At 49.9% G+C, this 24614-nt stretch carries 20 protein-coding genes; 1 reads left to right on the top strand and 19 read right to left on the bottom strand.

Features of this window, described 5'->3' with window-relative positions; translation table 11 throughout:
- Positions 1-22: 22 nt before the first annotated feature.
- The 3 genes from IPJ67_00265 to IPJ67_00255 form a co-directional block, all read right to left on the bottom strand.
- A complete protein-coding gene (locus IPJ67_00265; protein ID QQR77578.1) occupies positions 23-4495 on the bottom strand; it encodes a fibronectin type III domain-containing protein in 4473 nt (1490 codons plus the stop codon).
- Positions 4380-4658: a hypothetical protein gene (locus IPJ67_00260; GenBank protein QQR77577.1), complete on the bottom strand. Its 279-nt coding sequence runs from the start codon at positions 4656-4658 to the stop codon at positions 4380-4382. The genes IPJ67_00265 and IPJ67_00260 overlap by 116 nt, the downstream gene beginning before the upstream one ends.
- Before the next feature lie 87 nt (positions 4659-4745).
- A complete protein-coding gene (locus IPJ67_00255) occupies positions 4746-6938 on the bottom strand; it encodes a LamG domain-containing protein (protein ID QQR77576.1) in 2193 nt (730 codons plus the stop codon).
- A 64-nt stretch (positions 6939-7002) separates the two neighbouring features.
- Here IPJ67_00255 and IPJ67_00250 point away from each other — a divergent pair, with 64 nt between their 5' ends.
- Positions 7003-7173: a hypothetical protein gene (locus IPJ67_00250; protein QQR77575.1), complete on the top strand. Its 171-nt coding sequence runs from the start codon at positions 7003-7005 to the stop codon at positions 7171-7173.
- 83 nt (positions 7174-7256) lie between these two features.
- Here IPJ67_00250 and IPJ67_00245 read toward each other — a convergent pair whose 3' ends face one another.
- The 16 genes from IPJ67_00245 to IPJ67_00170 all read right to left on the bottom strand — a co-directional run bounded on the left by IPJ67_00245 (position 7257) and on the right by IPJ67_00170 (position 24612).
- Positions 7257-7694 (bottom strand): prepilin-type N-terminal cleavage/methylation domain-containing protein, encoded by a 438-nt coding sequence (locus tag IPJ67_00245; GenBank protein QQR77574.1) that lies wholly within the window; start codon positions 7692-7694, stop codon positions 7257-7259.
- 47 nt (positions 7695-7741) lie between these two features.
- Positions 7742-8797, bottom strand: a complete 1056-nt coding sequence (locus IPJ67_00240; GenBank protein QQR77573.1) for a type II secretion system F family protein — start codon at positions 8795-8797, stop codon at positions 7742-7744.
- Between the two features lie 129 nt (positions 8798-8926).
- A complete protein-coding gene (locus IPJ67_00235) occupies positions 8927-10639 on the bottom strand; it encodes a type II/IV secretion system protein (protein QQR77572.1) in 1713 nt (570 codons plus the stop codon).
- A 50-nt stretch (positions 10640-10689) separates the two neighbouring features.
- Positions 10690-11139, bottom strand: a complete 450-nt coding sequence (locus IPJ67_00230) for a response regulator (protein ID QQR77571.1) — start codon at positions 11137-11139, stop codon at positions 10690-10692.
- A gap of 19 nt (positions 11140-11158) precedes the next feature.
- A complete protein-coding gene (locus IPJ67_00225; GenBank protein QQR77570.1) occupies positions 11159-12304 on the bottom strand; it encodes a PAS domain-containing protein in 1146 nt (381 codons plus the stop codon).
- A 111-nt stretch (positions 12305-12415) separates the two neighbouring features.
- Entirely contained in the window at positions 12416-13072 is a 657-nt protein-coding gene (locus tag IPJ67_00220; protein QQR77569.1) for a 3'-5' exonuclease, read from the bottom strand.
- A gap of 126 nt (positions 13073-13198) precedes the next feature.
- On the bottom strand, positions 13199-13858 hold the full coding sequence (gene pyrE, locus IPJ67_00215; protein ID QQR77568.1) for an orotate phosphoribosyltransferase: 660 nt from the start codon (positions 13856-13858) through the stop codon (positions 13199-13201).
- Between the two features lie 339 nt (positions 13859-14197).
- On the bottom strand, positions 14198-14881 hold the full coding sequence (locus IPJ67_00210; protein QQR77567.1) for a hypothetical protein: 684 nt from the start codon (positions 14879-14881) through the stop codon (positions 14198-14200).
- Positions 14882-14896: 15 nt separating this feature from the next.
- Positions 14897-17854, bottom strand: a complete 2958-nt coding sequence (locus IPJ67_00205; protein QQR77566.1) for a class I tRNA ligase family protein — start codon at positions 17852-17854, stop codon at positions 14897-14899.
- A 102-nt stretch (positions 17855-17956) separates the two neighbouring features.
- Positions 17957-18412 carry a sel1 repeat family protein gene (locus IPJ67_00200; protein ID QQR77565.1) on the bottom strand — a complete coding sequence of 152 codons (456 nt, stop codon included), beginning with the start codon at positions 18410-18412 and terminating at the stop codon, positions 17957-17959.
- Positions 18413-18464: 52 nt separating this feature from the next.
- Positions 18465-19580 carry a DUF4349 domain-containing protein gene (locus IPJ67_00195; GenBank protein QQR77564.1) on the bottom strand — a complete coding sequence of 372 codons (1116 nt, stop codon included), beginning with the start codon at positions 19578-19580 and terminating at the stop codon, positions 18465-18467.
- Positions 19581-19857: 277 nt separating this feature from the next.
- Positions 19858-20304 carry an ATP synthase F1 subunit epsilon gene (gene atpC / locus IPJ67_00190; GenBank protein ID QQR77563.1) on the bottom strand — a complete coding sequence of 149 codons (447 nt, stop codon included), beginning with the start codon at positions 20302-20304 and terminating at the stop codon, positions 19858-19860.
- 74 nt (positions 20305-20378) lie between these two features.
- Complete coding sequence (gene atpD / locus IPJ67_00185; protein QQR77562.1) at positions 20379-21758, bottom strand: F0F1 ATP synthase subunit beta; 1380 nt, start codon at positions 21756-21758, stop codon at positions 20379-20381.
- A gap of 20 nt (positions 21759-21778) precedes the next feature.
- Positions 21779-22693, bottom strand: coding sequence for an ATP synthase F1 subunit gamma (atpG, locus tag IPJ67_00180; GenBank protein QQR77561.1), 915 nt, complete (start codon positions 22691-22693; stop codon positions 21779-21781).
- 12 nt (positions 22694-22705) lie between these two features.
- Positions 22706-24208, bottom strand: coding sequence for a F0F1 ATP synthase subunit alpha (locus tag IPJ67_00175; protein QQR77560.1), 1503 nt, complete (start codon positions 24206-24208; stop codon positions 22706-22708).
- The gene (locus IPJ67_00170; protein ID QQR77559.1) at positions 24205-24612 is read right to left on the bottom strand and encodes a F0F1 ATP synthase subunit delta; all 408 of its coding nucleotides are present in this window, start codon (positions 24610-24612) and stop codon (positions 24205-24207) included. Before IPJ67_00170 ends, IPJ67_00175 begins: the two co-directional genes overlap by 4 nt.
- Positions 24613-24614 lie beyond the last annotated feature (2 nt).

The following is a 24614-nucleotide window of genomic DNA, read 5'->3' as shown; positions in this document are numbered from 1 at the left end:
AATTTCCACATTCTCCATCCACCTACATCCCTCCCCCTTGCACCTGCCAGTTGAAACTCGCACACGCCGTATCCCGACACCCGCACTTCCAACTCCCTCCCTGCACACTGCAGGTCATCCCGACCAGGTAGGTGGGTGAGCCCGTCCCGGAAGTGGAGACATTGGCATCCGTGATCGTCGCGGAGACGGAGCCTTGGCACCACTCGCCATTGAGCGCTCCCGTGCAGGTGCCGGTGTATTGTCGCCAGGCGCTTCCTATTGCATCGTACCAGTAGCCTTTGGTGTAGACGATTCTCGCGGTGTCTCCCGTTACTCCGGTCGTGAGCGTGATGGTATGCGTGTCGGCGCTGGTGCACAGTGCATTCATCAGATTCGTACTCGTTTGAAACGCATCGAAAGGCGCGCCGTAACTGTTGTAAGCGGCATCGGAGAAGTTCGCGGTCGTCACGGTGTTGCAGGCGACCGTACCGCCTCCTCCCGAAGTAAGCGCCGTATTCATATCGGTTTGGATTTCTGATTGCGTGAGCGCCTTGTTGTAGATGCGGACATCGTCTATCGTACCGTCAAAGGAGTTGGAGCCTTCGGGATTTGCTCCGATTGAAATGTTGGCGGTGTTTTGATCGATGGTGCCGGTTTTGGCTTGGCTTCCGACTTCGAGTCCGTCTTTGTAGAGTGTCATCGTGCTTCCGTCATAGACCGCGGCGACATGAGTCCAGACATTTGTTTGGAGAGTGCCGCTCGTTGCAACGAGGGTTGTGGTTGTGCCACCGGTTTTGAGGCGGAAGCGGAGGAGACTATTGGAATCGGAGAGCATCCAGGTATGACCCTGTTCGGTACTGTCGGTTGCTTTGGAGAGGATGCGGACATCGTCCGTCTTCCAGTCGTCCGCCCGTACCCAGGCGCTTAGGGTGATGGCGCTTCCGGGAATGTTCCAGTTTCCAATACCGACAGAGCTGCTCGTTCCGTTAAAGTCGAGAGCGTTTCCGTATTTGCCGCTCGTCGACCAGGTGGTATTGGAGAGAGTACCGGTGTGGTTGTGACCGGAGATGTCTTGGGTGGTGGTGCCGGTGCCTTCGGCAAAGTTGTAGCCCGCCTGGAGATACTGGGAGACGGGAGGTGTCTCGGGGGTCGTGGCGGAAGAAATATTCGAGTAGGGGGAAGTGTTGTTGGCGGCATCGGTTGCGAGGACTCGGTAGCGGTAGGTCGTCGTTCCCGTAAGACCGGCGTCGGAGTAGGAGTTGGTCGTTGGAGTGGCGATTTGGGTGAAGGTGGTGCAGGAAGTTCCGGAGCAGCGTTCGACGGTGTAATTGGTGACGGCGACATTGTCTGTGCTTGCCGTCCAGGCGAGGTTGATGCTGGAGGATGAGACGACGGAGGTTTGGAGATTGCTCGGAGCTGTGGGCGCTTGCGTATCAGGAGCTTGGGTCGTCGCACCGACCACATTGGACCAGCCGGAGAGATTCCCGGCGGCATCGGTCGCGCGGACGTGATAGTTGTAAAAGGTGTTTGGCGTGAGGCCGGAGTCGACGAAGGGAGAGGTGGTCGGAGTGCCGACTTGGGTGAAGGTGGAACAGCCTGTTCCTTGGCAGCGTTCGACGACGTAATTGGAAATACCTGACGTGGTTTGTCCTGCGACTGTCGGATCGGTCGAGGCGGTCCAGGAGACGGTGATGCTGGAGGATGAAGGAGCAGTAGCGGCGAGGTTGGTGGGAGAAGTGGGAGACGTGGTGTCGGGGGTACTAGAGCCGGAGGTGTACTCGTAGGCGCCGATGTCCCAGGTGCCGTCGGCACCGCGGGTGCTGCCCAATAAATCCGCGTTGTAGGGTGAACCCAGAGAATAACCCGCCGCCGTGGTACCGGACAATCGCAAATCGCCACCCGGATAATTAACAAACGGATTGCTAGTAGCTAGGATATTATTGCTAGAAGTATTCGCGGAACAACCACTGGTCTTGGTATCATACCAGAGATTATTGCGACAGACATTGCCTGTGCCACCGTTTAAGTGGATGCTCGAATTATAACCAACCTTAATTCCTGCAATAGTATTGTCGTATGCAACGGAATTATTAGTAATCGGCCCAGGACCAACCGTATCTCCAATCATCACAACAGCGTCTGTATTGAGATAAGTGTCTTGCCCTGTCTTGTAGAAGACATTACCATAGATTTGCCACGCATCCATTGAGTTGGCATTTCCATCCCAAGCAGCAATTTCACCAGTACAAGCATAGCCCTCTTGCGGATTGTGACATGAATCCTCAAAAATATTCCATCGAACAATCGCATCCTTGCAATGCACTTGCCCCCTTATTGCTTCCTTGGACCAACCTTTGTAAAAATAGCTTTTCTCAACAAGAAGCCCTTCGCCGCCAGCGCACTGCAACTCCAGCGTGTTCTGAATAAGTACCCGAGAGATCGACCAATTTTGGCAGGCTAGCGCACCGCCCCCAAACCCGCCTAGATAAAAAGATCTCGACCCGGTGTATGTGGCATAAGTAGTCCCCGTATTGCCGACGTGCAAATAGCTGAACGACAGATTATCCGCCGAGCATTCACCTGATGGGGAATGTCCTCCATCGAGCCGAGACGCCCGAACTTCAGTCGCTCTAATGCCATAAGCCCCGGCGTCCTTCCAGTTACTTTCATTTCGCGTGGCGCCGTCGATGACATAATAAGGACGAGTGAAATACAGACCGCCAAATACCGCCTGCCCGTCGCAATAGTCCGCACTGTATCCCGTCCCCGTCCCGTGATCGCTCGCAATGCATTTCTTGATTGTAATCGGTGTCGTACCGCTCGCGTCGTCGTCGAAGGTGTAGCTGCCGTAACTCCCATCCGCGATATAGTAGGTTGCCCCGCGCACCAGAGTCGACGGAAGCGAATCACAGGCATTCGTCCAGTCGGTACAGGTTGAGGATGTGCCTCCGTCACGGATATAATAATTGACTCCGCCCGACTGCGTGGTGGCACCGACCACATTGGACCAGCCGGAGAGATTCCCGGCGGCATCGGTCGCGCGGACGTGATAGTTGTAAAAGGTGTTTGGCGTGAGGCCGGAGTCGACGAAGGGAGAGGTGGTCGGAGTGCCGACTTGGGTGAAGGTGGAACAACCGGAGCCTTGGCAGCGCTCGACGATGTAATTGGAAATACCTGAGGTGGTCTGTCCCGCGACTATCGGATCGGTCGAGGCGGTCCAGGAGACGGTGATGCTCGATTGGCTCGTGGCGTTTGCGGCGAGGCCGGTGGGAGAAGTGGGGGAAGTGGTGTCGGGGGTACTAGAGCCGGAGGTGTACTCGTAGGCGCCGATGTCCCAGGTGCCGTCGGCACCGCGGGTATTTCCGTTTCCGTCAATTGAGTCAAAGCCTTCGCCAAGCGCCGTTCCAGCATTAATGGGAGATGCGCCAGAAATCGAAGATTTAAGATTAAAATTAAAACCAGTTACATTGACGAAAGGATTGTCGCTTCCTTGCAGCCACGTCCCGGGCGAAGAGGGGCAGAGGGAATAGGGTGTAGAATTGCACCATGAGGTATAAGCTGTTCCATTGGTAACGATACCGATATTTTGACCGGCTTCCCGCGATTTATACCATAGATTATTCGCGACGACATTGCCGCTTCCGTTCCCCAGTTTGACGAGATTTTGTCCTCCTTGAATGTTGTAAAACACATTGTTGTACACTTTCCACCCACTAACACCGTCCGACGGACCGCTCCAATAACTTCCCAATACGACCGCATTGGTGCGCATGATGTTGTTGTACGTGCCACTATCTCCGAAAACATTTCCATAGACTGACCAATTATCATTCGATCCGTTGGTTACACGAGTCCACATATCTGCCGTCGCGCCGTCGCCACCGTGTTGGCAAGCGGTTGGAGGATAGATGAGATTGTCGATGAATTTATTGTGTCGAAGAATCCACCCGCTCGCTTCATTGTTTGAAATGCTTTCTTTTGCCCAACTCGGACCAAGATGGGTATGTTCAATAGTCCAATTATTTACATTAACAGTCCGAATACTGATTTCCACGTTATGTATATGGCTTCGGGAAATGGTCCAGTTGTGCATGCTTCCATACACGGCATATATACCACTTCCTGGCGTACTCCCGGTACATATTTCTCCGTTCGGACCGCCGATATCCACATAGCGTATTATTATGTTCGGAGCATTTGCGCCATCACCTGTGTTTGCGTAAATTTCGGACGTCTTAAAGCCATAGGCTAGCGTCTCTTGCCAATTGTCTTCATTTCGTTTTGCACCATCAAACACATAGTAGGGGCGCTTAAAAGTCAGACCACCAAATACCGCCTGCCCATCGCAATACCCCGCGCCGTACCCAGTCTCCGTCCCATGATCGCTCGCAGTGCATTTCTTAATCGTGATCGGCGTTGTGCCGCTGGCGTTGTCGTCGAAGGTGTAGCTGCCGTAACTCCCATCCGCGATATAGTAGGTATCGCCGCGGGTCAGATCGGCTCGGCAATGTCGCATACGCGTTCGTCCAATCGCTCCCGTTCCCAGAAGCACCCTGGCGCACATATTTGTTTGCCGCTTCGGCGCTTGAAGAAATACCGATGAACAAAAAAAGGGCAGTGACCGAAAAGAAGACTGATCGGAGCATTCTCTTCTTGACCGATATTTTGAGGGGTAGCATAGGATGACGGCTAGAAAATTATTTTTTACAAATGAACGCTTGAATGGATTGAATGAGGTATCTATGCTTCTCGTTCCATCTATCGCCCTACCGCCCGAGAGTATAGAGATTCATTACTTCCGTTGCCGAGAGGACACGATTGTAGAGGCGGACATCGTCGAGTTTCCCATCAAAAGCACGCGCAATGGGCCATCCTGCATCAACTCCAATATGGAAACCCGATCCGGAATCGTCTCTCCGACTTCCGATGCCATTGTCGCCGGATGACTGAGTGACATTTTGTCCGTTCTTGTATATGACGACGCTCGTCGCTGCGGATGATCCGGTCCATGTCACCGCGATATGATTCCAGATACCGAAATCTGAACTCGTCAGAGAATTATCAAGGGACTGCATTGCAAGATCTGTCGCTCCATCATAATCAACACCAAATACGACAAAATTATATATTCCGTCCACTCTCACGAGAAATCCTTCCAAAGGCGTGCAACAATCGGAACCTTTGTTGATAACATTTCCCTGGCTATTCTGGCCAAACGAATCCAAATTCATCCAAAATGAAATCGTGAGAGCGCTCAAATTGGCAAGCGACGACCCCGACCCGGCATACACATAATCCCCATCCCCATCAAAACTCATCCCCTGGCCCAATTTCCCCTTCACCGGTACCGCTCCCGTTATCGTCCCATTGTTCCCGAAGCTACTCCTGTCTATTGCGGTACTCCCCTGAATATCCGGACCATCAAACGTCCAGTGCCCAACCAAGGAGGTGTCGACGGGTTGGGCGGGGCTCGTGGTATTGTAGAGCTTCTTTACTTCGTCAGCAGAGAGAGCGTAGCCATAGACGCGGATATCATCGAGCTTGCCATCAAAAGGAACTCCGGCGTCGGATTCGGCTCCGATACGGAAGGCATTGGCATTCGAGAGGTCTCCTATACTACTGGTAGAGGTTTCTGTGCTTCCATTGAGTCCTCCGTCGATATAGACAGAGGCACCACGACTATCATCCCAGACGGCAGTGAAGTGATGCCAACCGGTTGATGTGAATGTTGTGGTAGAGTCTGCTTCGTAGGTATAGGTACCATCAGAAATTTCGAAGTTGACCGTATCGGTAGAGGCATCTATCCAGACGACATAGCCGGCATTGGTAGCTTGGTCGGTTTTCTTGGCGACGATGGTGTGGTCGGCGGTGAAAGTGTCTCGATTGAACCAGCCTGTGAGGGAGAAGTCGGCTCCATTGGCAAAGTCGAGGACACCGCTTGCGGGATCGGCGACGGAGAGGTATTGTCCGCTTCCGGAGAAGTCGAGGGCAGAGGGACCGATGTTTCCGGTCACCCAACCGGGAGAGCCAGTCATGGCGAGGGTGTTTGCATTTCCACTACTGTCGGTCGCATTGGTGCCGGAGCCGTCATCGAGTTTCCAGTAGCCGCGGAGGGATTGGGAGAGGGGGTCTTCGACAGGAGCATTTACTGTTGCGGTGCCAGCCGTGTAGAGCTGGTAGACTTCGGAAGCGGAGAGGACGCGGTTGTAGACACGGACATCGTCGATGGAGCCAGGGAAGCGAGATGCACTCGACAAGTCATAGTCAACGCCAATGGATATTGTATCAGGAGCTGAGGTGAATGCATCAGTCCGTGAATCATTGAGTATACCATCTACATAGAGCTTCTGACTGCCATTTGTTACTGTGAAGACTCCGTGATGCCATGTATCATCAATAACGGAGGAGCGGGAGTACACAAGATTACTTGAATTATCAATTGTACAAGCGAGGAGTTCATTGGCGTACCCTCGTATTTCGCAACGGTCATAATAAAACTTTGCGATAATCGTATCATAATCATCCACATGCACGTCCCCCGTCTTGAACCAAAAGGCAAAAGAGTAGGAAGTGAGTGTCGTGTTGTAGGGAGTCTCTATCTGATCGCTCGTCCCATTAAACTTGAGCGCCTGCCCCTGCTTGCCAGGGACGACACTTGCCTCTGATAGAGAGCCAACGGCATTGCCATGTTGTGCGCCGGCAGTCGAGTCCTTAATTTCCGTCGTCGTATCGCTCCACACGATATGATTCTGATCGAAAGTCCAGTGTGCCACGAGCCCGCTCGTGAGAGCATTGTCACTGGTCCCTGGCGAACTGACCGTCACGCCCGCCTTCGACTGATACCAAAAATATCCTCCTGTCCCCGCGAGGAGGAAGAGGGAAATGATAATCCATTGAAACAAATACGCGCGTTTCGTTTTCCGATGCATGAGGGCATTATACCATGCTCGAATTCGCATCCAATGGTCCCGAATTCTTGAACGAAAATATGAGAAGTGACTCGTAAAACAACCGGTGAAAAAAATGAGAGAGAAGTGGTATACTGTAGATATTGATACTCGTACCGCAAGCGCCACAGACCCTGCCTACCTTGTGGGGATGACGGGCTCTGTGCAGGGTGGCGGGTGTAAGTGCGGGTGTCGGGATACGGCGTGTGCGAGTTTCAACTGGCAGGTGCAAGGGGGAGGGGTGTAGGGATAGAAAAAATGATTTTACAAAAAAATAACCACGCGTATGGTGGGCATTTTCTTTGTGAGAGTCGTTGGCAAAAACGACTCTCACTCCCGATTCACAACGCCAAGCGCATTCATGACAAGCGTTTGTGAAGCGCCACCCGAGGCAGTGAGGGAAACCGTGAGAGGAGCTGTCGGTATTCCCGAAACGCGAGCAAAGACAGTCTCACTCAAGCCACTTACCGAAACAGACGAAGGTATAGCAACTCGCCGATCGAGCGATATATTCCGAGTCGCAAATGAAGCACCTTGAAAAAGCACGAGGGAACTATTACTAAGAGCCACCCCCCACGGAAGACTCCCCTTCCCTGCAAGTGAATATCCCTGCGCATTTCGAAGTGAGCCAGCAAGACGATCGGCCGTCTCGGCAACAGCATCCTGCGACAAAAATCGACTATAGAAAGCCGGTGCAAATCCAGCGATCACAAAGAAAATTGCCACAACAAGAAGAAGCTCAATAACAGTAAATCCTCGAGAAATCATGGAAGAGCAGGAATAAAAAATGGGAATTACAAACTCTATACCTCTGCTTATCTCTGTAGCGACCCTGTCAGCGAATAAATCGGGGTGATAATAGACAGTGCGATGAAAAGCACGATGCCAGCAATCGCAAAAAGAAGCGTTGGCTCGAGGAGTGTCGAAAATCGTTTCGCAACGGTGTCCACCTCTTCATCAAAAAATCGGCTCAAGAAGAAGAAACTTTCATCGAGCTTCCCCGTTCTCTCACCAACCGCGACCATCTTGGTTGCGAGCGGCGGCACATGCCGGAATCCTGAACGCTCAAGGAGGACAGAAAGTTCTGTACCGGTTGAGACGCCTTCTTTGAGTTCCCGAGTATAGCGCTGAAAGACGCGGTTTGTAAGACTCTGTTCCTCAACGCCAAGAGCATGCACAAGCGGAAGCCCGCTTCGCATCATAATGCCAAGTCCGCGGAAGAGTCGCCCGAGGGAAACTGCCGAGAGGAATGTTCCGATTATTGGAAGTGAAAGAAGAAACATATGCCACCTTGCCTCGACCAGTCGGGTATGCACTGCGAAACGAAGCATAGCAAAAAAACCAATACATGATGTGATAATGAGAAATCCATGCGCCTTCATGAGTGCCGCAAACCACAAGAGCGCACGCGTTGACCACGGAAGTGTCACGTCGAGCGAATCAAAGAGATCGATGAGCTTCGGCAAGATGAATATACTAATGAAACTCCCCATAATTGCCGCAACCACAAGGATAAGCGCCGGATAGAGTAATATACCCTGAATCTTTTTGTGCAAGGCATCTTCTTTTGAAAGTTGTTTCGCAAGAAATTCCAGATTTTCCGAGAGTGTGCCCGACTCTTCACTCACTTCAACAACACTCACGAAAAACGGGTCGAAATCCTTCTGATGAATCCGAAGCGCTTCCGCAAGTTTCTTGCCACGCTCAACATCAGTACATACTGATTGGAGCACTCGCTGAAATATCGGGAGCTTCGTCTCCATTTCGAGCACGCGAAGCGCTTCCGGAAGAGATATCCCGCTCTTCAACATCATAGAAAGATGCTTCGCAAACATCGCCCGATCAGACAGTCGAATGTGAGAGGAAAACATAGGAAAAAATTCAAAATCCAGACCTGAAATGAGAAAACGATTTCAGAAATTTGAGATTTGAAACTTTTTTAAGAGTCAGTTGAAAAGGCATCAAAAAAACCATACATCTCGCACTGTTTTTCGTATATGTCATTCTCTGGCAACCCGAATCACTTCATCGAGTGTTGTTATTCCCTGTCGAACTTTCTCAATGCCATCTTCAATCATCGTGCGCATGCCACTTCGTTTTGCAATAGCTTGAATCTCACTTGCTGTTGCTCGCTCCATGATAGCATGGCGAAGCTCTTCATCCATCGAAAGTACTTCGAAAATACCAACACGACCCATATATCCGCTTCCGTGACAAAGCGGACATCCCTTACCTCGATAGACACGGGTCGTCCCCTTTTGAATTGATGACTTCTTTGGAAAAGTTTTCTGCACAAGCTCCTCGCTCAATTCCTTCCGAAGCAATTCCAAAGAAATCTCCTCACTCACACGACATGGCTCATGAATCTTTCGCACTAATCGTTGTGCGACGATAACCGATACCGTCGAAGCAATCAGAAATGGTTCAACCCCAAGATCAAGAAGGCGAGGAATCGTAGTAGCAGCATCATTGGCATGCAGTGTCGAAAGTACGAGATGTCCCGTCATGGCGAGATTAATCGCAATACCGGAAGTTTCCTCATCGCGAATTTCACCAACGAGAATAATATTCGGATCTTGGCGCAATATACTGCGAAGTCCCGTCGCAAAGGTGAGGTTGGCACGCTGATTCACCTGAATCTGATTGATGCCTGCCATATCATATTCGACTGGATCTTCAATCGTCATGATATTAATATTCGGTTTGTTAAGAATCTTCAGTATCGCATAGAGCGTCGTGGTCTTCCCGCTCCCCGTAGGACCTGTCGAAAGAATCATGCCATGGGGCTTCCGATACGCAATCGCCATTTTCTCAAGATCTTGCGAAGCAAACCCAAGTGTCGAGAGAGAAAACTGTCGCACATGCTCAGCAAGGAGTCGCAAGACAATCTTCTCACCATCCGTCGTTGGCACAACGGAGAGACGCATGTCCACTGGTTTTTCATTCCCTTCGATTGATGCGCGGATTTTCCCATCCTGAGGTACTTGATGCTCATCCGTGCGCAGTCTCGAAAGCACCTTGAGCCGAGCTACCACCTGCTCATGTATTTTCCGCGAGAATGAGAGAATATCGTAGAGAATGCCGTCAATGCGAAAACGAACGATTGCCGCTTCCTCGCGGGGTTCAATGTGGATATCAGATGACTTATTCTGATATCCATAAAGAAAAAGTGCATCCACAATGCGAATGATTGGTGCATCTGATGTTTCTTCACCTTTCTCTGCACGTCGCTCAGCCATCTCGACATGCGATGCCATCATCTCGTCAAATGTTTTGCCAATATCTTTGGTATAGAGACTGAGTCCCAAGTCGATATCAGATGCCGTTGCGAGAAATACCCGAAGTGGCATACCTGTCTTCTTGACAAGGAAATCGCATACTTGGAGATTGGTCGGGTCCTCCATTGCAACTGCAAGTCCACGTTCATCACATGAAATCGCAATGACTCGCTGAGCACGAGCCACCACAAGGGGGATCATTCGAAGCACATAATCGGAAATTGAAATATCTGAAATACGAACAACAGACACTCCGAGGATATCCCCGATAATTTCCGCCGCCTCTCGCTCACTCATATGTCCCTCGGAAACCAAGAGCGGGAGGAGTGGTGTCTTATTTTTCGCTGCAGATTTTTGTGCGCCGCTCAATACTTCATCTGAAACCAAATGCATTTCTGCAATCAGATGAATAAGGGCAGCTTCATCAATAATCATAGAAGACCAAAGAATGCGCGAGAATCCCTCACGCAGAGTTACTCCAATGTTTACCGAGCATGCTCAGCGGCAGAAGTGAGCGCTTCTTCGACGCTTTCTACCATCTGATGAATAGAAACATTGGACTTGACAATGTACTTAAAGACACCAAGTGCCTGAGCGCGATCGATATCTTCCTGCTGACCGAGATTTGACAGGATAATAACCGGCACATCGCGCAGATTCTTTTCTTCTTTGATTTTCTTCAACACTTCAAACCCATCCATTTCCGGCATGACAAGGTCGAGAATAATCAAATTGGGACTATGTTGTTTCAAAAGCTCCAGAGTTTCCTTTCCATTTGCCGCCGTTACCACGCCAAATCCTTCTTTCTCGAGTTTCGTCCGATACAAGTTTGCGTAGAATTGGTCATCTTCTGCCACCAAGAGAAGTGCCGTCCTCTTCGCATCTCCTGCCATACCATTTCCTTGTGGTGCGACTCCTGTCATATCTTCCGTCATACGCGTACGTGTTAAAAAGTTATTTCTTCCCTGGATCCTTCTCCAAGACTTTTGCTGACAATCGGCTTAGGGGGAGTTCGATGAAAAACGTTGTTCCTTTCCCTTCGACGCTTTCGAAAGAAACTTTTCCGCCCCACGATTCAACAAATATCTTTACCACCGCAAGTCCAAGTCCCGATCCTTCAGTCTGGGAGTGAACCGCATTACTCGCACGAAAAAATTTTGCAAATATATTCTGCTGTTCATCTAGAGGAATCCCGATTCCATCATCTTTCACTGAGAGACGGCATGCATCATTCACATTTGTAATTTCCACAATCACGTGTCCGCCGGGCTTGCTGTATTTCACCGCATTTGACACAAGATTGCGCACTACCTCGTAAAATCGCCGCCTAGGAACAAGAAGCTTCGGAATATCCGCGCCAGACTTCAAACCAAATACTACGCGACGTCGCTGAGCATCGAGCTCCAAGAAACGGAAAATACTTTCTACCACTTCAGCCACATCAACTGATACTGATTCTTCGACACCATTCGTTCGATTGAACTTCGCCATGTCGAGGAGGTCGTTTACCAACTCAATCATTTGTTGATTGCTTGCATGGAGACTGATAATCGCCCGTCGCGCCTCATCCGACAGCGTCCCAAGATCACCAGAAAGGAGCATATCCATACACCAGCGAGCGCTTCCAAGCGGCGTCCGCAACTGATGCGCTACGATAGAGAGAAAGTGGTCCTTTGCCTGAATAAGCCGATGCTCAATTGTCGCATCTCCCAAGAGAATGATTGTTCCAAGACGAGTCCCTTCTTTATCGGAAAATGGTACCGCTCGCCCTTTTACGGGACTTCTCGACGAACCATCCTTCTTCACAAGAGATATTCTGCCGGTAAATTCCTGAGGCGAATCCGAAGGCGCGTAGGGCGATGAGGAAAGAACGGTCTGCAAATCATCATCGATGGAAAATTTCACGACCAACCCAACTGGTTGCCCAATTGCCTCTTCAACGCTCCATCCAGAAAGAGCACTTGCTTTCGGATTAATAAAAGATATCGCCCCATGAATATCCGTCACAAAAATTGCATCACTCACCGATGCAAACGCCTCAATCATCCATCGGTCTTTGTTAGAAAAATCACCCGAAATATGATGCAAAGACGAAGTCATGGAAAACGCTTACAAAAAAGACTGTCGCATCCAGTATACCACATAAACACTCTTCATCCGAAACCCACAAAAAACTAACTTTGTCAGAAAAATAGGTCTTTCAAAGATTATCTAAAATAACGTTCCGCGTGATGCCTGAGGAGCTGGCATCTCCACTTCTACTGACTTCCGCCGTCCCAAGAGATTCATCACGGCATCCCAATTGCGGAATTCCGGATGTCGCTCCAATTGTTTTTCGAGCACTTTGACTGTCACAGCGACATCCCCTTCGGCCGTATGCGCACTCGTATGAACCTCGCCACAATACTCTTTGGTCGCCGCCGACAAATCCCGCCGAGACACCATGTCGCGTGGAGCAAACTTATGAAAGATAAACTTCGCATCGAGGATTTTCCGATTCGAATAATCGAAATTCTTCCCTACCGTCGCAAACTCAGCACGTAAGAAGGGTAGATCGTATCCATACACATTGAACCCACCGACATCCACCCCTTCAAAAATACTCCAGAGTTCATAGCAAAGTTTGGCAAAGGAAGGCGAGTTCGCAACGTCCTCATCGGTAATCCCATGCACCGCCGTCGCATCCTTGGGTATCGGTCGCAAGGGATTAATCCGCTGTACCGCCGCAATCACTTGCCCACTCGGCATGATTTTCTGATAGGCAATCTCCACCGTCCTATCCTCCCCCGCTGAGAGTCCCGTTGTTTCAAGGTCAAATACCACAAGCGGTCGTTCAAATGGAATCAGCGTCGGAAGAATAGAATGCATATACCAAAAGTTTCAAAAATATTCCTCCATGATAGCAGACCAAGCAACTCTTGTCATGCTCAAAAAAAGAAGACTGGATTCCTAATAAATAAGATGTCCAGTCTGAAAAACACAAAAGCTTTTCGGCTAGGAAACACAGAACTCTTCCCGATAGGCATTTAGAGGTTCAAAAAAAAGTCGGTACTTCCTGTGATTACGAACAAATTCACACATATCCGACAATGTAGCGATACTTTCAATTCGCACTCCCAACTCCCGACGAAGAACCTGTATGACTGGTTGACCGCCCACCATATCGCGTTCCTGACGATCAAAACCAATCACAGTGCCCACCGGAAAGCCACGGAGACTTCGAATGTATCGCAGTACGTTGCGGATCGTTTCGCCTCCGGATACAACATCCTCCAGAACAACCACGTGACGGTTGTCGATAGGTTGTCCAATACAGATACCTCCCTCCCCATGTTCTTTTTTCTCTTTCCGTAAAGATGAGAAAAGAGCGTTTTCGCCATATTCAGTGAGAGAAATCGCCGTCGCCACAGCAATCAATAGTCCCTTATAGGCAGGACCGAAGAGTATCGGAGCATCCTCTTCCGTAAAGAATTCCTCAGCGCAAAGAACCTGCGCATAGCAATCTCCCATACGCCTGAGAGCGTCCCCGCTCCGAAGCATGCCTACATTGAAGAAGTAGGGGCTTATTCTCCCTGACTTCAATTCAAATTGCCCAAGCTGAAGAGCGTCGTACTCAAACGCTACTTCAAGGAACTTCTTTGCATACTCTTTCATGAGAACAACACCTCTTCTTGAAGAATTTTTTCGACACATCGGTCACATCGTTCACGAACGCTACCAAGAAAATTTCCTCAGTTCCTCATTGACTCAGCAAAAATAACAAAGTCTACTGCCAAGACAAATCTCATGCAAGCGGAAATCGAACGCCCGCAATCCACACAATAACGACTGGCAATTCCCACCGTGCAACCTCTCATCTTGTATTGGTAAAGTTCCACCCCAGAGGTTCCTGGGGTTCGCTTTCATCCTACCGATACCAGGGTACAGATGTCAATATTAGCGATAGAATCCAAAGAAAAAAGCGCTTCCACTAGAAGCGCCTGGCGAAATATTTCAGAGTTCACCCACAAAGTCCCGAAGCTCCTGACACCTGAGTTTCCGAAGTATTCTTCGATACATTTTATCAACCTCAGTAGAAACAAATTTCTTTCTTTTCATTATCCCATTCTTTCCCTTCTTTTCCACAAAGAATCCTTCTCGTTTCACATCACGAATATCAAAATTTTCTTCGAGGAGCATTTTGAGAAGACGACACTCATCACCGGAAAGATTCGCTTCAGCAACACGTTTCCAAATCTTCCTTCGAAGCAAGGAGCAATCATACTCACACTGGATACGGTCCGTTGAGTCTTCTCCTTCCGGAAGGACGTCGATAAGTGTCAAATCTGTGCTGCCATGATCTTTGGGACTGCGAATGGAAATAGCAAGAGACGCTGGTCGACTCACCATATCAGCCCGTAATGCTTCCTGTACTTTTCCCGGTTTCAGCCTTTCTGATCGCCTCGAACTTTTCACCAAGAGGAGCAGGAGCCATATCTGTTCACGCGCAAGACTTTCAAGCCACTCTCGCGCAAAAGCCATCGACTCACGATTTCCTGGCGATTCTTGATCAAGATACGCCGTCAGAACAATACTCAGAATCAATCCAATCAAGCGCTTATTCCGAAGCAACGATTTGAGTTCACTCTTTCTGGGAAGACAATATTTACCGCATTGCTTACTTACTTTAGTTGTCATGCAACATCCTCCAGATCAAATCACAAAGTTCACCAGCCGATTCGGAACGAAAACTACGTTTCGAACAGTTGCGTTTTCGAGGTACTGCTGGACCGTCCTTTCCTCACGAGCCAAACGCTCAACATCTTCTCGCGAAGTACCTGCTGAAATCCGAAGCCTCGCGCGAAGCTTGCCGTTTACCTGCACCACCACCTCAACCGCCTCAGCAACAAGAAAGCGAGGGTCGGCTTTAGGCCAACATCCCAACATAAGCGATTTCTTGTTTCCCAGCAAGTGCCAGAGTTCTTCCGCAATATGCGGCGCAAAAGGCGAGAGGAGAAGCAAAAATGTAGAATAGACATCGAGAGAAACGCTTTCTTGTTTTTCCATCTCATTCGCCAGAATCATCAGCGCCGACACCGCCGTATTGAACCGCATTTCTTCGATATCTTCCGATACTTTCTTAATCGTCTTATGAAGCAAAGCGTTGAGATCTTTATCTTCAACAGGTGCCTTTTTATGATTAACGTTGAATTGCATCTTCCACACCTTCTCCAAGAACCGCCGCGACCCGGCGATACTCTCTTCACTCCACGCAACCGCCTGATCAAACGGTCCCATAAACATTTCATAGGCGCGCAGAGTGTCTGCACCAAAGCGCCGGACAATATCGTCCGGATTTACCACATTCCCCTTGGACTTACTCATCTTGACTCCGCCCTCGGCAAGAATAAGTCCATGTGACGTGCGCTTCATATACGGCTCCGATGTCGGCACAACACCAATATCGTAGAGAAATTTGTGCCAAAATCGTGAGTAGAGCAAATGCAATGTCGTATGTTCCATCCCGCCATTGTACCAATCAACTGGCGTCCAATACGCGAGTGCCTCTTTGCCTGCAAGCGCCTCCACATTCCCCGGATCTGTATAGCGCAAATAGTACCAACTCGATCCCGCCCAATTCGGCATCGTGTCCGTCTCACGCCGCGCGGGACCGCCGCAGATGGGACATGTCGTCTTCACCCAGTCTTCCATTGCCGCCAGAGGCGATTCTCCTGTTTCCGTCGGCACATATGACTTTACTTGTGGCAATTTTAGAGGCAACTCTTCTTCGGGAAGTGGTATCCATCCGGAGTTTTTCTTGCCCGCTGTAGCTTTGGCACAGGCAGGACAAAACACCAGCGGAATCGGCTCCCCCCAATATCGTTGCCGCGAGAACACCCAATCGCGCAATTTGTAATTCACCTGTTTCTTTCCGAGTTTTTCCTTCGTGAGCCACGCCGTCATTTTCTCCCGCGCCTCTTCGGATTTCAGCCCAGAAAATTCACCAGAATTGATAAGGATGCCTTCATCAATAAAACAATCTTTCCCTGTCTTCAAAATCTCCCACATATATTGAAAGTTTCGAAGATTCAAAAATGAATCCATTTCTTTTCGGTCAATCCATATCGCTTCATGATGTATCGTCTCTTCGTCTTTTGGCTTTTCCCATGCATCATTTTCAAGCATAAACAACATGCCAACGCCTTCTGCATATCTATTCACATCCTTATGTGCCGCGTAGAAATTCGTGTGCACTTCCCCTCCGACAAATTTCTCAAATCTCGGATGCTTATATCCTGTCTCCTCAATAATTTCTCGTATCGCCGCCTCAACAGGAGACTCCCCTTCTTCAATGCCACCGATAACCCCCGAATGCCAACCGAATTTCTCCCAATTAAGACAAAGGTACTTATCCTCCTTCCAGTGTCTCACGAAAGAAAATGCTGTTTTTCTCCTCACGGTCGGTTTATCCGATTGTATTGCATCCTTTCCTTCAGTATTCGAAAAGAACGGTGCAACTGACTGTCGAATCGGTAATCCATGCTTCTTTGCAAATTCGAAGTCCCGCTCATCATGCGCTGGCACTGCCATCACCGCACCCGTGCCATAATTCCCGAGGACATAATCCGCGACAAAGACCGGCACGCCTTCACCGGTAAAGGGGTTCACTGCTTCTACTCCCTCAAGCTTCACGCCAGTCTTTTCTTTCGTTGCATCCAGGCGATCTTGTTCGGTTTTCTTCTTCACGGTGTCCGCATATTCCCGAACCTCTGCCAAATTTTCGATTCCGATTTCTTTCTCTTTAAGAAGCGGGTGCTCCGGCGCCACAACCACATACGTGCAACCGAAAATCGTATCCACTCTCGTAGTAAAAACTTCGATACATTTCTCCTGCTCCCCTGCCTGAGGGGAGCTCTCCGGTACTTCAGAGTGAGAGAAGGGAACACCCTTTTCTATATCCCTGATGTAAAATTTCACAATCACTCCCTCGCTCCGTCCAATCCAATTGCGCTGTTGTGTTTTCACGCGGTCAAGATAATCCACCGTATCGAGATCGCGATCGAGTCGGTCGGCATACTTGGTAATCGCCAGCATCCATTGTTCCTTTTCGCGTCTCTCCGTCGATCCACCACACCGCTCGCACACGCCGCCAATCGCCTCTTCATTGGCAAGTCCAATCCGACACGACGGACACCAGTTGATATCCATCTTTGTTTTGTACGCCAAGTCATGTTTAAAAAGCTGAAGGAAAATCCACTGCGTCCATTTGTAGTATGCCGGATCCGTCGTATTGATTTCCCGAAACCAGTCGAAAGATATCCCGATATTTTTAACCTGTCTGCGAAAATTATCCGTATTCCTTTTCGTCACCACCTCCGGATGAATACTGTGTTTTACGGCGTAATTCTCCGTCGGAAGCCCAAAGGCATCCCACCCAAATGGATAAATCACTTCATACCCCTCCATCCGACGCTTCCGTGCTACCGCATCGAGTGCCACATACGGTCGGACATGCCCCACGTGCAACCCCTCGCCCGACGGATACGGAAACTCAACGAGTGCATAGAATTTCTGCTTCTCCGCACCTGTCTTCGCATGGAAAAATTCTTCCTCTTCCCAAAGTTTTTGCCACTTAAACTCAACTTCTTTCGGATCGTATTTTGCATTCATAGACATTTCACAAGAATACCCCCATCCTATCGCGTCAGAGCAAAGTTTTCAATGTTGACAAATATGAAAACAGGGCTCGTATTACTTCACGAGCCCCTCAAACTATGCTCCGAGAGCAGATATCTTATTTGCACAAAAAGAACATCCCAATCGCTTCCCCATGGTAAAACAATTAACCACTTCAATAAAATTCGGGTTGCATTCTAAAGAATGGAGTATTCCGAGATTAAACCATGCCACTGGGAGCAAAAGGTTTCCAGCATCCAAAAAGCCCTGCCGCGCTTTTTTCATGTCACGCTCAACACCCTCTCCTTCAGCATAACAACGAGCCAAGAAATTCAATGCGAAAGGATCATTCCTTTGCTCCAAAAATATCTTGTTGAGATATTCGACCACTAAAGTCCATCGAGAGCCTTTCTCTGGAGCATACGCAGCAGCACAAGCCCCTCCGCCATAAATCTCCTGGATATACGTCCACAACTTCCAGTATTCATCACTATGCTTACCGCAGTCGTCAGATCTCTGTGGAAATGGCACTACCCATACATACCGCTTCATTGCAATCTCCTTCTCTATTCAAAAGAACCACTGTCAACACGGAAATCAAGAACTAATTCGATGTCCTCATCTTCTGGTATACACTCTTCCCGATCCGATACAACACATACACACCGAGAAGGTACAAAAGGAATACTGGCACCACTGAGACTACGAAGTAGATAGCTCCATCGATGAAATTTCGAAACTGCGATATGAGCGCGTTCGTTGCCGCCTTCACCGTCTGCCATGGTCGCCAGGTATTTGTGGTCGTGCCCACTTGCGCATCCTCACTCAAAGAAATAGTGATTGATGCCATGTCGGTTTGCGATGCCATGTACTTTTTCTGCGTTTCGAGCTGTTCAATTTCACCGCGAACACGCGAGAGCTCACGCGTCACTTCAAGCACATCCGACACCTTCCCCGATGTCGTATTGAGAATTTTTGTAAAAGCTTCTTCTTCGGCATACTTATTCTTGATACGCGCTTCGAGATCAGCAAATTGCGCCGTCACATCACTCGCCGACGACGACTCGCTCAGAACGACACTCGCAATGCCTCGAATAGCCGCGTTCGCCTCGGAAAATTTCTCTGATGGAACATTGATAGTCACAAAACCGGTCTGCGCCGAATTCGACGCGCGCTTTGACACGCTATATCCCAAGGACTCATCCTGCATCATCGGCATCGGATACCCTGGCACATCACTGCTCAATGATCGAGAAGCGGTAAATCCACCGAGACGCGTCGCGATACGATCAATCTCATCCGCCGACCACTCAGCGTCTTCGACGCGAATCGAAAGCGCACCACTTCGCACTACTCGTTTCTCTCCATCAAGAGGTGACGGACTCGCAACGTCTAGTGCAACAGTCGATACAGATTGATTCTCCGCCATCATCTTTCCTGATGGCTCCGTTCCAGACAGATTGTCAACCGCCATCATAGGAGCAGTCACTCTGTTAGGAGGAACACTTTCATCAGCAACATCGTCTCTCATCATGTCTCCCATCCCCTGCCAAGACAATGCTCCTTTGGAAACACCTCCACCGGAACCAATGCCTCGCTGATACTGCGCCCCACGAAAACCTCCCCTACCAAAGAAAACGAGAAATATCGCTATCAACAACACTCCGACCGCAGCATATGCTACCCATCGTGTCATTTTTACAAAAAATTCTTGATTCATAGGAATTGTTTACAAATTGTATCTTTAGTATACACCGGAAAATTTATAAAGAAAATTCCAACAAGTATCACGCGAGCAGGAAATCAAGGAGGTTTTCCTAACCCACTGTATATGAAATAACAACAATCCTTCTTTCTTGAGCAACCAAACAAAAAAGCTGTCACTTCAATCAACACCGAGAAATCTCAACGCTGCAAGAAGAATTCCCATTGATTCAACTAAAACTCCTTCATCGGTAGAGCGATTTTCACGTTGCTTTCACTTTGAAAGAGAATGTCTACACGCTCGTTTCTGGATTCACGCTGCGGTGACTACGATGTTTCTTGGCAACATGAAGCCGTGCCCAGGCACGCTCAAGTGCTGCAACTGCCACTTCCTGCTCTTCGGCAGAAACGTCGATTTTCTTCTCGCGAATTTCGCGCGCTCTTTCCTCTGCAACTCGTGCGCGTTCGAGGTCTATCTCATCGGCACGCTCCGCCGCGTCTGCCAAGACGGAGAGCGCATTGTCGTGAAATTCGACAAAGCCACCCAACACAACAAAGTGCTGCGACTCGCCACGCACAGTCTCGACGCGAGCCTCGCCAGACTTGAGCGTCGCGATATACGGAATATGGTCCGGCAATATCGTCACCTCGCCCGCTTCTGTCGGGAGTGTCACTTGGAGCACCTCTTCTTCAAGAAGCTTCCGCTCCGGCGTCACCAATGAAAATTTTATGGATTTCATAGCAATTATAGGCTGAAATCTTTTCCTGCGGTCTCAACAGCTTCCAAGATAGCAGAAATTAAAATGCGTCGATACTATTTTGTACTTGCAAGCACTTCATCAATACTTCCTTTCATATAAAAGTCCTGCTCAGGGATGGCGTCGAGTTCGCCGGAGAGAATTCTTTCAAAGCCAGAAACGGTGTCTTCGAGCTTCACATATTTCCCGGGCTTCCCAGTAAACTGCTCCGCCACGAAGAACGGCTGGGAGAGAAACTTCTGCATCTTGCGCGCGCGCATAACGGTCAGCTTGTCGTCTTCGGTCAATTCTTCCATACCGAGAATCGCGATAATATCCTGCAAATCTTTGTAGCGCTGAAGCACTCGCTGAACGTTGCGCACAACAGTGTAGTGTCGCTCACCGACAATATTGGGATCGAGAATCGTTGAGCTCGAGTCCAACGGATCCACTGCCGGATAGATGCCGAGCTCAGAGAGCGCTCGAGAGAGTACAACGGTCGAGTCGAGATGTCCAAAAGTCGTCGCAGGTGCCGGATCTGTCAGGTCATCTGCTGGCACATAGACCGCCTGCACGGAGGTAATTGAGCCATTCCTCGTCGAAGTAATGCGCTCCTGCAACGTGCCCATTTCTTCTGCAAGTGTCGGCTGATAGCCCACTGCTGATGGAATGCGCCCAAGAAGCGCCGACACCTCAGAACCCGCCTGCGTAAATCGGAAAATATTATCAACAAAGAGAAGTACATCTTTTCGCTCGTCATCACGGAAATACTCTGCCATCGTAAGCGCGGAGAGTGCCACGCGCTGTCGTGCTCCCGGCGGCTCATTCATCTGCCCAAAGACAAGTGCCGTCTTTGCGAGCACACCCGAGTCTTCCATTTCGTGATAGAGATCATTCCCCTCGCGCGTCCGCTCACCGACACCCGCAAAGACTGAGTAGCCACCATGTTCCTGCGCGATATTCCTGATAAGTTCCTGAATCACCACCGTCTTCCCCACGCCCGCCCCGCCGAAGAGCCCCACCTTACCGCCCTTCATAAAAGGACACACGAGATCAATAGACTTGATACCCGTCTCGAACACTTTCGCCTCCGTCTCCTGTTCTGAGAATTTCGGCGCCTTCCGGTGAATCGAACGCAGTTTCGCATTCTTCAATGCTGGCTTTTGATCTATAGGTTTGCCGAGCACGTCGAACATTCGCCCCAGCACTTCCGGTCCGACCGGCACCGCAATGGGCGCGCCCGTCGCGCGCACTTCCATCCCCCGACGCAGCCCATCGGTCGGTCCCATTGCAACCGTCCGCACCCGATTCCCACCCAAGTGCTGATGCACTTCTGCCACCAATTCGCCGCTATCAGGCAAAGCAACTACCACCGCATCCAAAATCTTCGGCAATTCCCCCTCAGGAAATTCCACATCCACCACCGGCCCGATTACTTGAAGAAGAGTTCCATTCATAGTTACATGTATTAAAAATCTCAAGACACTGCTGCCATACCCGCTGAGAGCTCGGCGATCTCTTGCGTCACTTTTGCTTGGCGGAGTTGGTTGTAGAGAAGTGTAAAGCTCTCGGTCATGTCCTTGGCAGCATCGCTCGCATTGCGCATCGCAACCATACGCGCGGCTTCTTGCGACGCATTCGACTCGAGCACTGCGTGAAGCACCTGCATTTCGACAAGACGAAAGAGAAGCGAGCGAAGCACTATTTCCGGCGCCGGCTCTATGGTATATTCCGCCCGCAAGACATCCGTCCCGACCGCAACATTCTCTCCACTCATCTCAGCAATCTGCTCCTCAACGTCGCGCTCAAAAAACGGGAGCACCTGGTGAACGCGAACCTTCTGCACAAGCGCCGAAACGAAATCGGTATACACAATCGAGACGCAATCCCACCGCTCCGATTCAAATCCCTCAAAGAGAAACTGGGCAATTGAACGAACTTCCGAAGCCGTCGGACTCGCAACCACGTCCGGAAAAGATGCGATGATATTTCCTGCCAAGAATTTCAATCCCGTATCGCCTTTGCGTCCCAGCGAGACAAATTCTATCTCTGCATCTGTACGACTCACACGAATCGACGCTATATCTGTCCGAAGTCGGCGAAATATCTGTGTATTAAATGACCCGCACAGCCCGCGATTCGACGTCACTACGACAAAGAGCTGTTTCTTAATCGGGCGCGCTGTAAGAAGTGGCATCGCATCTCGCACATCCCGCGCACGTGAAACCACCGAGAGCACATCCCAAGCGCTCTTGGCATACGGTCGAAGCGCTGCGACCTGTGCCGCCGCCTTCCGCATTTTGACCGACGAGATCATTTCCATCGCGCGAGTGATCTTCCCCGTATTCTTCACGCTCTTGATTCTTCGCCGAATTTCACGAGTTCCTGCCATACATTTCAAACTCTAAACGACAAAACTCTTCTTGAATGTCTCGATATGCTTCTTCAAAACCCCCTCTACTTCTTCATCAAGCGCTTTCTTGTTCCCGAGCACTGTGAAAAAATCTTCACCGTCTGTATCAAGATATTCGAAGAATTTCTCTTCCCACTCATTCACTTTCTCAACCGCCACATCGTCGAGATGTCCGCGTGTGAGCGCATAGAGCACGGCGACTTCCTGTTCGACCGAGAGCGGCGCGTATTGTTTTTGTTTCAAAACTTCAACACCTCGCTTCCCGCGCTCAATCTGCTCTTTCGTCTTCTCGTCGAGATCCGACCCAAACTGCGCAAAGGCTTCGAGTTCGCGGAACTGCGCAAGATCCAAGCGGAGCGTCCCGGCAACCTGCTTCATCGCTTTGATTTGCGCCGAACTCCCCACACGCGAAACAGAAAGCCCTACATTGAGAGCTGGACGAATACCCTTATAGAACAAGTCCGACTCGAGATAAATCTGCCCATCCGTAATAGAGATAACATTCGTTGGAATATATGCCGACACATCGCCTGCCTGTGTCTCGATAATTGGGAGTGCTGTGAGCGACCCACCATCCAAATCCTTAGAAAGCTTCGCACTTCGCTCGAGAAGTCGCGAATGAAGATAGAACACATCGCCCGGATATGCCTCGCGCCCCGGTGGACGACGAAGAATAAGCGATATCTGCCGATAAGCCGTCGCATGCTTCGAGAGATCATCGTACACAATAAGCACATCCTTCCCCTGCTCCATAAAGTACTCCGCCATCGCACACCCCGAATAGGGAGAGAGAAACGAAAGCGCTGCCGGCTCCGACACACCCGCAACAACGACTGTCGTATATTCCATAGCGCCACCCTTCTCGAGCTCGGAAACAATACGAGCCACTTTGGACTCCTTCTGCCCAATGGCAATGTAGAAACAAAGAACATCCTGACCCTTTTGATTCAAAATAGTATCAATCGCTACCGCGGTTTTCCCCGTCTGTCGATCGCCAATAATGAGTTCGCGCTGACCGCGCCCAACAGGGATAAGCGCGTCAATCGCCTTGATACCCGTCTGAAGTGGCTGCTTTACCGATTCGCGAGCCATTACACCGGGCGCCACTCGCTCAACCGATCGAAAGGCATCGGGCACGATCTCCCCTCTGCCATCAATTGGGTTCCCAAGCGCATTCACTACTCGCCCGACAATGTTTTTCCCAACTGGAACCGAGAGGATTTTCCCCGTCGATTTGACACTGCTTCCTTCTCGGAGGTCACCCGCCTCGCCCAAGAGAATGATTCCCGCCATATCTTCTTCGAGATTGAGCGCCATACCCAAGACACCATTCTCAAATTCAACCATCTCTCCCGCCGCCACATTTGCAAGTCCAGAGACACGCGCAACACCATCTCCTACCTCAAGCACCGCGCCCGTCTCCTCGCGCTTCGCCGTCGATTCAAATTGTTCGATCCGTTTCCGAATCTCCTCCACGATTGAATTTTGGGTCATAGGCTCTTCTCGAGAAATTGCTTAAGTTGTCCAAGTCGTCCGCCGATACTTGCATCGAATGTTTCGTTTTCTGTTCGAAGTACTGCGCCACCGAGAAGTGCTCTGCTTATTTTCTGTTGCAGGAGCATTTTCTCTCCACCAAACACTTTCTTTCCCGCCGCTTTCAGAGATGTTTCCGATGTTTCGGAAAGGGGTACCGCAGACACAACCTCGACCCGCTTCACTCCCGTCTCTCGCTCAGCAATCCGCTCGATATGTCGAAGGACAAGCGGTATATCACGCCGACGCCGATCACGCACGAGGAACGCGAGAAATCGATCAATCATACTCGGGCGATTCGCCGACTCGGCGTGCTTCACCGCCTCATACAACCCCTCCGCATATTGTCTCGCCGTTATACGCATAG

The sequence above is a fragment of the Candidatus Moraniibacteriota bacterium genome (assembly GCA_016699385.1).
GTDB lineage: Bacteria > Patescibacteriota > Minisyncoccia > Moranbacterales > UBA1568.
This window is presented reverse-complemented; position numbering and strand designations above follow the sequence as displayed.

Coding starts and splice junctions, on each gene's coding strand:
- IPJ67_00265 (QQR77578.1), bottom strand. CDS start 4,495: ATGCGACATTGCCGAGCCGATCTGACCCGCGGCGATACCTACTATATC.
- IPJ67_00260 (QQR77577.1), bottom strand. CDS start 4,658: ATGCTACCCCTCAAAATATCGGTCAAGAAGAGAATGCTCCGATCAGTC.
- IPJ67_00255 (QQR77576.1), bottom strand. CDS start 6,938: ATGCGAATTCGAGCATGGTATAATGCCCTCATGCATCGGAAAACGAAA.
- IPJ67_00250 (QQR77575.1), top strand. CDS start 7,003: ATGAGAGAGAAGTGGTATACTGTAGATATTGATACTCGTACCGCAAGC.
- IPJ67_00245 (QQR77574.1), bottom strand. CDS start 7,694: ATGATTTCTCGAGGATTTACTGTTATTGAGCTTCTTCTTGTTGTGGCA.
- IPJ67_00240 (QQR77573.1), bottom strand. CDS start 8,797: ATGTTTTCCTCTCACATTCGACTGTCTGATCGGGCGATGTTTGCGAAG.
- IPJ67_00235 (QQR77572.1), bottom strand. CDS start 10,639: ATGATTATTGATGAAGCTGCCCTTATTCATCTGATTGCAGAAATGCAT.
- IPJ67_00230 (QQR77571.1), bottom strand. CDS start 11,139: ATGACGGAAGATATGACAGGAGTCGCACCACAAGGAAATGGTATGGCA.
- IPJ67_00225 (QQR77570.1), bottom strand. CDS start 12,304: ATGACTTCGTCTTTGCATCATATTTCGGGTGATTTTTCTAACAAAGAC.
- IPJ67_00220 (QQR77569.1), bottom strand. CDS start 13,072: ATGCATTCTATTCTTCCGACGCTGATTCCATTTGAACGACCGCTTGTG.
- pyrE (QQR77568.1), bottom strand. CDS start 13,858: ATGAAAGAGTATGCAAAGAAGTTCCTTGAAGTAGCGTTTGAGTACGAC.
- IPJ67_00210 (QQR77567.1), bottom strand. CDS start 14,881: ATGACAACTAAAGTAAGTAAGCAATGCGGTAAATATTGTCTTCCCAGA.
- IPJ67_00205 (QQR77566.1), bottom strand. CDS start 17,854: ATGAATGCAAAATACGATCCGAAAGAAGTTGAGTTTAAGTGGCAAAAA.
- IPJ67_00200 (QQR77565.1), bottom strand. CDS start 18,412: ATGAAGCGGTATGTATGGGTAGTGCCATTTCCACAGAGATCTGACGAC.
- IPJ67_00195 (QQR77564.1), bottom strand. CDS start 19,580: ATGAATCAAGAATTTTTTGTAAAAATGACACGATGGGTAGCATATGCT.
- atpC (QQR77563.1), bottom strand. CDS start 20,304: ATGAAATCCATAAAATTTTCATTGGTGACGCCGGAGCGGAAGCTTCTT.
- atpD (QQR77562.1), bottom strand. CDS start 21,758: ATGAATGGAACTCTTCTTCAAGTAATCGGGCCGGTGGTGGATGTGGAA.
- atpG (QQR77561.1), bottom strand. CDS start 22,693: ATGGCAGGAACTCGTGAAATTCGGCGAAGAATCAAGAGCGTGAAGAAT.
- IPJ67_00175 (QQR77560.1), bottom strand. CDS start 24,208: ATGACCCAAAATTCAATCGTGGAGGAGATTCGGAAACGGATCGAACAA.
- IPJ67_00170 (QQR77559.1), bottom strand. CDS start 24,612: ATGCGTATAACGGCGAGACAATATGCGGAGGGGTTGTATGAGGCGGTG.